At 69.1% G+C, this 13155-nt stretch carries 1 protein-coding gene and 3 pseudogenes; 3 read left to right on the top strand and 1 reads right to left on the bottom strand.

Annotated features, from left to right (window positions below; all coding sequences use genetic code 11):
* Positions 1-7 precede the first annotated feature (7 nt).
* Entirely contained in the window at positions 8-1393 is a 1386-nt protein-coding gene (locus ASF61_RS06735) for a TolC family protein (RefSeq protein ID WP_056152944.1), read from the bottom strand.
* A gap of 318 nt (positions 1394-1711) precedes the next feature.
* Between ASF61_RS06735 and ASF61_RS24550 the strand changes: the two are divergent.
* From ASF61_RS24550 to ASF61_RS23580, 3 pseudogenes are all read left to right on the top strand, one after another.
* Positions 1712-3576: pseudogene (locus ASF61_RS24550) on the top strand (ShlB/FhaC/HecB family hemolysin secretion/activation protein).
* A 51-nt stretch (positions 3577-3627) separates the two neighbouring features.
* A pseudogene (locus tag ASF61_RS24545) lies at positions 3628-10986 on the top strand (filamentous hemagglutinin N-terminal domain-containing protein); the annotation flags it as partial.
* 1 nt (position 10987) lies between these two features.
* Positions 10988-13155, top strand: a pseudogene (locus ASF61_RS23580) (S-layer family protein); the annotation flags it as partial.

The raw sequence follows: 13155 nt of genomic DNA, 5'->3' as shown, positions 1-13155 counted from the left end.
GGTGTGGTCATTCCTGGTGGAGGGAGGGATGGAGAGAAAACGCCGTGCCATAGAAGGCATGCAGCAAACGAACCCGGTTCAGCGCCAGGTCGCGCGCCGCGTCGATGTGGGCCAGCGCAGCGTCTTCGGTGCGCAGCCGTTCGGCCAGCAGCTCGGTGGCATCCTGCAGGCCTTGCGCCACCCGCTGCGCGGTGGCGTCGGCGCGGCGCGTCAGCAAGGTGCGGCGCTCGCTCCGCGCTGCTGCCTCGGCTTCCAGTGCGCGCTGCTGGTCGAGCGCACCGGCCACTTCCTGGAACGCCGCCTCGATGGCCTGGGCGTAGCTGGCCACGCCGGCATCCTTGCGCAGTTCGGCGGCGTCGAGCTGCGCCTGGTTTCTGCCGCCATCGAAGATCGGCAGGCTGATCGCCGGATTGAAGGTCCAGGCGCGGCTGCCCGGTTTGAACAGGCCCCCGAGCGCGTCGCTCACCGATCCCACGCCGGTGGTGAGGTGGATCGACGGGAAGAACGCGGCCCGCGCCGCGCCGATGTCGGCATGGCGTGCCCTGAGCTCGGCCTCGGCCTGGCGGATGTCGGGACGATCGAGCAGGATGCGTGCATCGAGGTCGCGCAGCGCGGCCAGCGGCAGCGGGCTGGCCGCCAGCGCCGCCACGCCGTCGCTGCCATCGACCATGGAAGCGGGCGCGTAGCCGGTAAGGATGGCGAGTGCGCGCTGCGCGGTCGCGTACCGGCTTGCCGCCGCGACGGTGGCGGCATGATGGCCGAGCGTGGCGGCGCGCACGGCATCGCGCTGGTCGCGCGAGATCAGGCCCACGTCGAACTGGCGCGCCGTGTAGGCGTCGAGCCGGCGCTGGTCCGTGTCATGCGCCTCCAGCACACGCAGGGCTTCGCGGCTGGACACGACCAGGCTGTAGGCGCGCAGCGTTTCGGCGATCAGCCCGGCGCGCACGGCGGCCAGGCCCTGTTCCGAGCCGGCGTAGCGCTCCCGGGCCGCTTGCGCCATCGCGCGCAGCCTGCCGAAGATGTCGAGATCGCCGTCGAGCGCCAGGCCGGCGGCGACGTAGTGTTCGCGTTCGGTGGCCTCCAGGTCGGGATTGTCGAAACTGGTGCGCCTGGCTTGCGCCTGCAGCGCCACGACGGGCAGGCGGGCCGCGCCGGCCATGCGCGCCAGCGCGCGTGCTTCGGCCACCCCGCGCATGGCCACCTGGTACTGGGCGTTGTGGGCCAGCGCCTGGCCGACCAGCATGGTCAGCGTGGCAAGGCGAGCGGGACTGTCTTGCGGCGCAAAGTCGGCCAGCAGCCGCGCTTCGGCCGGCTGCAACGCGACGGCCGGCACCGAGCTGGCCGCTGCTGCCGGCACGCCGGCGCCACCGAGCGTGGCTGGCAGCACGGGCATGGCCGGGCGGTGATAGGGGGGAGTGAACGAACAGCCGGCAAGGAGCAGGGTGCACAGAACAACAGGAAGTCGAGCGGACATGGCAGCGGCCCAGTGGTCGGAATGCCGCCAGTTTCCCATTCAAGGGTTCAGAAACTTTGTGGGAATGATGAAGAATTGATGGAGATGACGGTGAAATTGGCGCTGTTTTACCCCGCCCGCCAACAGAATGCGCGCAGTTGCTTTAAATCCACAAATTTAACATTCTCCGCATTAAGATTGCCGTATAGAAATTTTTGTCTTAAACTGTTCCAAATTATGTAACTTTTCAGGCAGTGTATGCGTCCGTATTCAGTCCCGCGTCGCGGGTTGCTTCTGATGTTCAGCTTGGTCAGCGCGGGCGTATCAGCCCAGACCTATCCCGGTAATTCCCCGACACCCCCCGTCAATTCCGGCAGCCTGCGCGACGACGCCGGCCTGGAACTGATCCGCCAGCAGGAACGCGAGCGGGTGCTGCGCCAGCAGCAGGAAGCGGCGTCCGACGTGCGGCTGCAGGCCGATGCTGCGCCCACGGCGGCAAACCGCTTGCCGCAGCACGAGTCGCCGTGCTTCACCATCGATCAGCTGCTGCTCGGCGGCCCGGGTGCCGAAGCGTTCGCGTGGGCGCGGCCGGCGGCCGATCGGGACGACCTGGGGCAGGCCGATGCACCGCTCGGTCGCTGCCTGGGCACGACCGGCATCAATATCGTGATGGGCCGGCTGCAAAACGCCATCATCGCGCGCGGCTACGCCACCACCCGCGTGCTGGCCGAACCGCAGGACCTGAGCCGCGGCACGCTCGCGCTGTCGATCCTGCCGGGTCGCATCCGGCAGATCGGTTTTGCGCCGGGGACGTCCGCGCGCGCCACCTGGCGCAACGCGGTGCGTCGCGGCCCGGTGAGCTGCTCAATATCCGCGACACGGAACAGGCGCTTGAAAACTTCAAGCGGGTGCCGACGGCGGAGGCGGACATCCAGATCGTGCCGGCCGCCGGCAGCAATGCCCAACCGGGCGAGAGCGACCTGCAGATCCAGTGGAAACAGGGCCGGCCCTTGCGCGTGGCGCTCGGTATCGATTACAGCGGCTCGCGCGCCACCGGCCGCATCCAGGGCAACCTGACGCTGTCTTACGATCACGCGTTCACGCTCAACGACCTGCTGTACGTCAGCGTCAACCGCAACCTCGATGGCAACCGCGAGCTGCCCGGCGCCGGTGCGGACAGCGCGGCTGACAACTCGGCGGACAGCGCGGCTACCAACGCAGCTAACAACGCCGCAGGCCATCGTGGCCACCGTGGCCACCGTGGCAACCGTGGCACGGTGGCCCATTACTCGGTCCCTTACGGCTACTGGCTGCTGGCCGTCACCGCCAGCGACACCGATTATCACCAGACCGTTGCCGGCATCAACCAGGACTACCGCTACAGCGGCGCCAGCCAGAATCGCGAAATCAAGCTCTCGCGCCTGGTGTACCGCGATGCGTCGCGCAAGACGACGCTGGGGTTGCGGCTGTGGCAGCGCGCTTCGCAAAACTATATCGACGACACCGAGGTGCAAGTCCAGCGCCGCCGCATGGCAGGCTGGGAGCTGGGCGTGGGACACCGCGAGTTTCTCGGCGACGCCACGCTCGACGTCAATGCCCAGTACCGGCGCGGCACCGGCGCGCGCGGCGCCATGGCGGCGCCCGAAGAGGCGTTCGGTGACGGCACGTCGCGCGCGGCGCTGGTGCTGGCCGACGCCACGCTGTCGGCGCCGTTCAAGCTGGCCGACCAGGCGTGGCGCTACACCGGCGCCTGGCGCCTGCAGCGCGACCGCACGCCGCTGATTCCGCAGGACCGCTTTGCCATCGGCGGACGCTACACCGTGCGCGGTTTCGACGGCGAGAGCAGCCTGTCGGCAGAACGCGGCTGGCTGCTGCGCAATGATGTCGGCATGGCGCTGGGCGCCAGCGGCCAGGAACTGTATGTGGCGTACGACCACGGTGAAGTGGGCGGTCCTTCGACTGCCTTCCTGGTCGGCACGCGCCTGGCCGGCGCCGCTGTCGGTCTGCGCGGCCAGTGGTTCGGTGTCCAGTACGACGGTTTCGTCGGCTGGCCGGCGGGCAAGCCGCAACAGTTTCGCACCGCCAGCCAGACCGCAGGCTTCAGCCTGAATGCCAGCTATTAAACCTACCCTCTGCGGTTGTTTCTACCGCCATCGTCGTCTCCAGGATCCCCGATGAACAAGCATTTGTATCGCGTCATTTTCAATCAACGCCGTGGCCAGCTGATGGTCGTGGGCGAGCACGCTGCAGCGCAGGGCAAGCAGGCTGCGGGAACGGGCGGCACGGCAGGCGCAGTGGGTGCGGCGGGGGCGGCGATAACAGCGATAACAGCCGTGGTGCAGCCGCTGGCGCTGGCGGTGTTCAGCCTGCTGGGTATGGTGTTGTTCGTCAATGGCCCGGCGTTTGGGCAGATCGTTGCCGATCCCGGCGCGCCGGGCGGCCAGCGTCCGACCATCGTCCAGAGCGGCAACGGCACGACCCAGGTCAACATCCAGACGCCAAGCGCTGCCGGCGTGTCGCGCAATACCTACAGCCAGTTCGACGTGCAGGCCGGCGGCGCCATCCTCAACAACAGCCGCGGTGCGGTGCAGACCCAGACCGGGGGCTGGGTGCAGGGCAACCCATGGCTGGCCAATGGCAGCGCGCGGGTGATCCTGAATGAAGTCAATTCGTCCAATCCGAGCCAGTTGCGCGGTTACGTGGAGGTGGCCGGCCAGCGCGCCGAAGTGGTGATCGCCAACCCGGCCGGGATGGCGGTCGACGGTGGCGGCTTCATCAACGCCAGCCGGGTCGTGCTGACCACCGGCACGCCGGTCATCAACGGCGGCAGCCTCGATGGCTACAAGGTGCAGCGCGGTGTGGTGTCCATCAACGGCCGCGGGCTCGATACCGCACTGACCGACTACACGGCAATTCTGGCACGCGCGGTGCAGGTCAATGGCGGCGTCTGGGCCAAGGAGTTGCAGGTCGTTACCGGCAGCCGCATCACGTCGGCTGCCATGCTGGACATGAGCACCACCGGCGCGCTCGACAATACGAACGGGCTGCTGTACGCGGGCAGCGACACCCGGATCGCGGCCGCTGGTCTGCTGACCAACACCGGCTCCATCGTGGCCGGCCGCCACACCACCATCACCGCCGCTGCACTGACCGGTAACGGCTTGCTTGGCGCCGGCATCGGCGCCGACGGCAGCGTGGGCGCCGGTGCCGGCCGTAGCGGCGACCTCGTCGTCACCACGGCCGGCACGCTGCAAGCGGGCGGCCAGACCCTTGCTGCCGGCGCCGTGGCGCTGAGCGGCGCTGGCGTCGATGTGGCCGGGGGCCAGGTGGGCGCCGGTCAGGTGACGATGCTCGCCCGCAGCGGCGACGTCGATACCAGCAAGGCGCAGGTCTCGGCTGCCGGGCTGCTCAGCATCACTGCCAATGCCCTCACTGCCCAGCGGCTGGTCAACACGGGCGGCCAGTTGGCGGCCGGCCAGTTGCAACTGCAAGTGGCCAACCTGGTCAATACCGGAGGCGCGATCACGCAGGCGGGCGTCGGCGACACCCGCATCGACACGGGCACGCTCGACAACACGGCCGGCAAGATCACCGTCAACAGCGCCAACTTCGGCCTGCAGGCGGCCACGCTGACCAATGCCCAGGGCACCATCGCCCACGCGGGCGACGGCATCCTGACCCTGTCCGTCAGCGGCGCGCTCGACAATACCGGCGGTACGCTGGCGGGCAACGGCGACGCCGTTGTCCAGGCCGACATGCTGCGCAACGTGGACGGCCATCTCGACGCCGCCCGCAGCGCCAGCCTGGCCTTTAATCGGCTCGATAACCGTGGCGGCAAGCTGGTCGCCGGCACCGGCCTGGCGCTGACCGGCGGCAACGTCTATAACACGGGCGGGCAGTTGCAGGCAACCGGCGGCGATGCGGTCCTGACCATCGGCAACCTCGACAACACCGCCGGCGGCATCTACGCAGGACGGCACCTGACCACCACGGCTGCCAATGTCACCAGCAGCGGCAGCCTGTATGCGCTGGGCAACCAGGTCCTGGCAGCGCGCGGCACGGTGACCAACACCGGCGTGCTGGCCGCGCTCGGTAACACCACGCTCACGGCCGACGCGCTCGACAGCAGCGCGGCCAGCCTGATCGGTGCCGGGGTCAGGGCCGATGGCAGCCTGGCGGGCAGCGGCGCGCTGGCGATCACCACCGGCGGCCTGCTGGCCGCCCACGGCCAGAACCTGGCCGCCGGCCAGGCCGTGCTGACCGGCGCCAGCATCGATCTCGGCGCCAGCCAGACCAGCGCCGCCGGCGTGGCGCTCACTGCCACCGCAGGCGATGTGCTGACCACGCGCGCCACGGTCGTCACGCCGGGAGCGCTGACCATCACCAGCCAGGGCGATCTGCGCAACAGCGCAGGCGTGCTGCAGGGCGGCCAGCTGGCAGTCACGGCAGCCAACCTGGACAACACGGCTGGCGCCATCGTGCAAACGGGCGCCGCCGACACGATTTTTACCACGGGCCTGCTGGACAACACGTCCGGCAAGATCGCGCTCAACAGCAGCAATGCGCGGTTCGACGCGAGCCACCTGATCAACCGCAGCGGCAAGATCGAGCACGCGGGCAGCGGCAGCCTGACCATTGCGACCGCGGTCCTCGACGGCGCTGCCGGCGCGATCACCGGCAACGGTTTGGTCGATATCACGGCCGGCGCCCTCGACCACAACGGCGCCACGACGTCGGCGCGCCAGTTGCGCGTCAATGCGGACACCTTGTCCAACCGGGCCGGCACGCTGCAGTCCGCCACCGATGCGGTGCTGGCGGTCACCCACGGCCTCGACAACCAGCAGGGCCTGATCGCAGCTGCCGACAGCTTGCAGGTGGGCGCCGGCAGCCTGGCCAATCTGAACGGCGAGCTCACGGCCGGCACCGATCTGACCACCACTGTGCAGGCCGACATGCACAACAGCGGCCTGCTGTACGCGGGTCGCCACCAGTTGCTGACCGTGGGCGGCGCCCTGAGCAACGAGGGCTCGATTGCCGCGCTCGGCGACACCACCGTCACCGCCCATGATCTGACCGGTGCCGGCCTGCTGGCCGCAGGGCTGCGGGCCGATGGCGCGCTGGCCCCCGCTGGCAACCTGACGGTGACCACGGCCGGCACGCTGCAGGCGAACGGACAAAACCTGGCGGCCGGACGGATCGACCTGGCCGGCGCGGCGCTGGACCTGGCGCGCAGCCGCACCAGCGCGGCGGCGATCGGCTTGACCGCGACCAGCGGCAATGTCGACACGGGCGCCGCCATCGTCGGCGCCAGCGGCATGCTGGCCATCACGGCCAACGGCAGCGCCGGTCAGGTGCTGACCAACCTGGGCGGCCAGCTCAGCGCGGGCCAGCTCGACCTGCGCTTGTCCAATCTGACCAATGCGGGCGGCGTCATTGTCCAGACCGGCGCAGGCGACGCGGCCATCGTGCTGGCCGCAAGCGGTGTGCTCGACAATACAAGCGGTCGCATCGCGGTCAATGCCCGCAATCTGCAGCTCACGGCCGGCACGCTGGTCAACGCCGACGGCAAGATCGAGCATGCCGGTGCCGGTACCATGACCATCGTGGCCGGCAACGTCTACGGCCAGCGCGGCCAGCTCACCGGCAACGGCGCGCTGGACCTGCGTACTGCGTACTTCGACCACCGCAACGCCAGCACCGAGGCGCGCCAGCTGACGCTGACCACCGGCACGCTCGACAACCGCGGCGGCGAACTGCTGCAACTGGGGACCGGCACGGCGGTGCTCTCGGCCAGCGGCACGTTGGACAATGGCGGCGGCCGCATCGAAGGCAATGGCGACGTCGCCTTGCAAGCGGGCGAGCTCGGCAACTCGGGCGGCACCATCGCTGCCGGTGGGACGCTCAGCACGGTCGCGACCAATGTCGGCAACGGCGGCACCATGTACGGCGCCATCCAGAACATGACGGTAGCGGGCATGCTGCGCAACAGCGGCGTGATCGCCGCGCTCGGCGACACCACGCTGGCGGCGGGCAGCATCGACAGCACGGCCGGCAGCCTGCTGGCGGCAGGCATGCGCGCCGACGGCAGGCTGGCCACGGGCGGCGACCTGCGGGTGACTGCCGGCCAGGTCTTGCACGCCGCCGGCCAGAACCTGGCGGCCGGCGGCGCGACCTTCACGGCGGGCAGCGTGGACCTGTCGAACAGCGTCACCAGCGCATCCAGCGTGGCGCTGACGGCCACCGCCGGCAACGTGATCACCGGGGGCGCCAGCGTGATCACGCCCGGTGCACTGACGGTGCGCGCCGAGAACAACGCCGGCCAGGCCTGGGATAATCGCCTCGGTAACGTGGCTGCGGGCCAGTTGCAGGTGCAGGTTGGCAATCTCGACAACCGCAAGGGCAGCATCGCCCAGAGCGGCAGCGGCGACACGGCGCTCGTCATGGGGGCGCAGAACGGCGTCTTGGACAACACCGAAGGCAGGATCATCGTCAACAGCAGCAACCTGACCCTGGGCGCCGCCACCGTCAACAATACGGCAGGTGTGATCACCCACGCGGGTGCCGGTCAGCTGGCGCTCGATGCCGGCGTGTTGAACGACCAGTCCGGCCAGATCACGGCCAACGGCAGCCTGCACATCACGGCCGGCAGCATCGACCACCGCAACGCCAGCACCCAGGCCGGACGCGTCACCATCGACGCTGCCAGTCTCGACAACCGCCAGGGCGAACTGGTGCAGCTGGGCGCAGGGCAGGGCGCGATCCGTATCGCGCAGGAGCTCGACAACCGTAGCGGACTGTTGGCCAGCAATGGCAACACCACGGTCGGCGCCGCCAACATCCGCAACCAGGGCGGCGTGGTGCAGGTAGCCGGTGGCGCTGCACTGGATCTCAGCGCAGGCGCCGTGCTCGACAACAGCGACGGCGGTACCGTAGCGGCCGGCGGCAGTGCCACGGTCCGTGCGGGCACCATCGTCAACCGTGGCGGCAACCTCACGGCCGGCGGCAGCCTGGGCATCCAGGCCGACCAGTCGCTCGACAACACCGGCGGCCTGATCGCCGCCAACGGCCAGCTCGATGTGGGCGCTGCGCTGGTCGAGAATGCCGGCGGACGGCTGGCCAGCGTCAACGGCCAGCTCGGCGTGATTGCCGGGCAGTTGCGCAACGCCAGCGGCCAGCTCCAGGCCGGCGGCGACGTGGTGCTGCAGACGGGCAGCCTCGGCAACGGCGTGGCCAGCGGCTACGCTGCCGCCGGCGCCATCGTCGGTCGCAACATCACGGTCGACACCGGCGGACAAACGCTGGACAACCAGCTCGGCACCATTGCCGCCGCCCAGGCGCTGGCGCTGCATACGGGCGCCCTGGCCAACCAGGGCGGTCTGATGCAGGGCGGTAGTACAGTGTCGATCGACACCCGTGGCAACACGCTCGACAACGGCAATGCATCGGCCTACGGCAACAGCCACGGCGGCGCCAGCGGCGGCATCAGCAGCGGCGGCACGCTGACGCTGGCCGTCGGCAGCTGGAACAATGCGGGTGGCCGCCTGGGCGCGGCAGGTGCCATCGATGGCGTCAGCGGCTATATCAATAACCTGGGCGGCAGCATCGTTTCCGGCAGCGGCATCGCGCTGGCCATCGGTGGCCTGGCCAACCAGGGCGGGCAGATCCAGGCCGTGGACAATCTCGGCCTGCAAGCGGGCGGCGCCACCATCGACAACAGCGCGGGACTGATCCGCAGCGGCGCCACCGCCACGCTGGGCGCGGCAACCATCGTCAACAGCGGCACCAATGTTGCCGGCCTCGGCATCGAAGGGCGCGACCTGAACCTGTCGGCCGGCGTCATCGACAACCGCGAGGGCGGCCTGCGCGCCGACAACAACCTGGCGATCAACAGCGGTGGCCGGCTCGACAACAGCGCCGGCCTGATCAGCGGCAACAACGCGCTGGCGATACGGGACGACAGCGTCGCGCGTGCGCTGACGATCGCCAACGCGGGCGGCACCATCATTGGCGGCGTCTCGACGACGCTGAAGGCGGCCGGACTGTCCGGCGTCGGCAGCGTGATGTCGAAGGGCGACCTCGGCCTGGACCTGAGCGGCAATTACGCACTGGAAGCGGGCAGCCAGGTGATCGCCAACCGCAACGCCAGCCTGCTCTTCGGCGGTGCGTTCGTCAACGACGGCAAGCTGCAGGCTGGTGGGGTACTGACCGTGGGCGCAGCCAGCCTCGACAATAACGCCAGCAGCGACATCAATGCCGGCGCCACCCGCATCAACGTGACCGGCACCTTGAACAATCGCGGCGTGATCGACGGCATCTTCACCCAGGTCACGGCGGGCACGCTCAACAACGTCGGTACCGGCCGCCTCTATGGCGACACGCTGGCCATCGGCGCCGGCACCCTCAACAATGCGGTGGAGGGCGGCGTTGCCGCCACCATCGCCTCGCGCGGCGCGCTCGACATCGGCGCCACCACGCTCAACAACAGCGACCACGCCCTGATCTTCAGCGCCGGCGACATGGTCATCGGCGGCGCCCTCGACAGCACCGGCCACGCCACCGGCGCCGCCACCAGCGTCACTAACGCCAGCGCGACGATTCAGGCGCTGGGCAACCTGGCGCTCAGGGCGGGGGAGGTGTCGTTGGTCAATAAGAATTTCAAAGCTGAATACTCGGCGGGGACAAGGCAGTACATCGGCTACTACGAAATAGGCGGAAAAAAATATGATCCTAGCGAAGTAGAGATGAACCCCGCGCCGAAAGTCGGGCTGCTCAGCGTCACGGTCGGCGGTCAAAAATTCTACGATTTCGATTTCTACTCCTTCGTCCGGACGACGAGCGGCAGCGTCGTGACGTCATCTGACCCCGCGATCATCAGCGCCGGGGGCGATTTGACCATTGATGCCTACCGCGTCGCCAACCATAACAGCCAGATCACCGCTGGAAAGACGCTGAATATTCGTAGCCAGGAACTGGTCAACGACTCTGCTGCTGCCGGTGTCCAGATCACGGAAGTAGGTAAATGGGATTCCTACCGAAGCGTCTATACCGACTATCTGAATGGGACCATCGGCAGTCCAGAGACTGAGGAGATCAACCGAACGGAAATTGTCGGTGGCAGCAGTACCGTTGGGGGAGGATTCGTTCCCGTCTATCAGACCAGTGTGCGCAGCGGCGTGGGTGCTGCCGGCTCCACCACCGCCGCCACCGCCACCAACGTCAACGTCTGGCTCAATACAGTGGGCAATAACGCCGGTCCGGTCGCAGGTGTCAGTGCGAGCCAGGGGCAGGCGGCCGGCAGCGTCGGTGCTGCCAGCGGCCCTGGCGCCATCAATGGTTCCGTCGCCAGCGGCACCGCCGTTACTGGTGCGGGCGCAGCCGCCGCGCAGGGCGCTGGCGTTGCCAGCAATGCGGGAGCGCTCGGCGCGACAGCAGCATCGAGCATCAACGTCAAGGCTGTCAGCACCGCAGCGGCTGTCAGCGGCACCGACCGCGCCGGACAGATTGCGCAGACCGGCAGCAGCAGCGCCGTCGCCNTCGAGCATCAACGTCAAGGCTGTCAGCACCGCAGCGGCTGTCAGCGGCACCGACCGCGCCGGACAGATTGCGCAGACCGGCAGCAGCAGCGCCGTCGCCGGCGTCACGGCCGGCGTCGCAGCAGGTGTCGTTGTCGGCATGCCGGCAGCCGGCGCACAGGTACCGCCGAACGCCGGTACGGGCGGTATCAGCATGAACGATCCGGGCCGTCTGGTGGCGGGAGCCGGTCCGGCGGCAGGCGGCGCGGTCAGCGTTGGTGCAGGTGCCGGCGCGGCAAGCGGCGGGCCGGTGCGAGCGGGTGTTGATACGGCGGGCAATCCCTTGCCGGCCGGGCTGGCCACCGGCAGCAAGGTCGCCCTCAACCAGCGCGGCAACGCGCCGGCGCTCGACGATGCGGCCCAGCTSGCGGCAGGCGCGGCTGGCAGCGACCGGCTCCCGGCCGGCACCAAGCATGGCCTTGGCGACGTACTGGGCGCCGTTGCAAGCGTGCTCAAGAATGGCGGGACCAAGGCCGAGGCAGGCACTGCGGCCCAGGCCGACGCTGGCGCGCATCCCGGCGCGGTGGCCGGCGGCGCGCCAGTGTCGCCGGACGGTGTCACCATTGCGACCGTGCGCGGTAACGCGGCCCAGGCAGGCGCCAGCGCGCTTGCCAGCCCGCCGCGCGCACCGGGCATCGTGCAGGTGGCGCTGTCGAGTCCCAGCGGCAAGGCCGAGGTGGTGCGTACCGCCACCAGGCAGCTGGCGCTGCCCAATGCCAGCCTGTTCCAGGTCCGGCCGACCGTGGAAGCGAGCTATCTCGTGGAGACGGATCCCCGCTATGCCAACTACCGCGAGTGGACCGGCTCCKATTACATGACCTCGAAAGTCCAGCTCGATCCCAATGTCACGCAAAAGCGGCTCGGTGACGGCTTCTACGAGCAGCAACTGGTGCGCGAACAGGTGGCCGAACTCACCGGCCACCGCTACACGGGCGACTATACGAGCGACGAGGAACAATACCGCGGCCTGATGGACGCCGGCGTCAGCTATGCCCAGCAGTGGGGCTTGCGCCCCGGCGTGGCGCTCAGCGCCGAACAGATGGCCGCGCTGACCAGCGACATCGTGTGGCTGGTCGAGCGCGATGTCACGATGGCCGACGGCAGCATCCAGAAAGCGCTGGTGCCGCAGCTGTACGTGCGTCTGCGCGCCGACGACATCGATGGCAGCGGCGCGCTGCTCGCCGGCAAGGATGTCAAYATCAACGTCACGGGCGACCTGACCAACAGCGGCACCATTGCCGGCCGCGACGTGGTCCTGCTCACCGCCGACAATGTCAACAACCTGGCCGGCCGCATCGATGGCAACGCCGTGGCGATTGCCGCGCGCAACGACCTCAACAACATCAGCGGCGCCATTTCAGCCAACAGCGCCCTGCAGGCCAGCGCCGGCCGCGACATCAATGTCACCACCGCCACCCTGGCCACCGGCGCCGAGACGCCGTGGCGTCCRGAGGCAACCGTCGGCCGCGTCGCCGGCYTGTACMTCAGCGGYGGCGCCGACGGCGCYGGCGCTATGACGMTCTCGGCCGGRCGCGACATCAACATCGCCGGCGCGGTGGTCAGCAACACCGCGRCCGGCGGCACGACCGCGCTCTCGTCCGGCCGCGACATCAGCCTGACCGGCGCCACGGTCAGCGGCGCGACCGGAAACGGCGCGACCGTCCTGTCCGCCGGCCGCGACCTGAACCTGGCGACCGGCCTGGCCGGCGTCGGCACCAATGCCGCCGGCCTGCCTGTCCGCGCCGAGGACACGGCAAGCYTGTTGCAAGGTGGAAAGGTCGCACTGATGGCCGGCAACGACATCAACAACCACGCCAGCAGTGTGAWCGCGGAACAGCAGCTGACCGCCAGCGCCGGGCGCGACCTCAACCTGGTCACGTCCACCGTCAGCAGCGCCAGCACCACCCGCAAGGACGGCAACATGGTGACCGACACCAGCACCGTGGTGAACAAGGTGGCGGGCATGTATGTGACCGGCACCGGCGAAGGCAATGTCCTGCTGGCCCAGGCCGGCCGCGACATCAACCTGACTGCCGCCGTGATCGCCAACGCCGGCGTCAACGGCACCACCGGCCTGGCCGCCGGCCACGACCTGAATCTCAAGACGGTCGACATTGCATCGAGCCATGA

Source organism: Duganella sp. Leaf126 (assembly GCF_001423125.1).
Lineage (GTDB): Bacteria > Pseudomonadota > Gammaproteobacteria > Burkholderiales > Burkholderiaceae_D > Rugamonas.
This window is presented reverse-complemented; position numbering and strand designations above follow the sequence as displayed.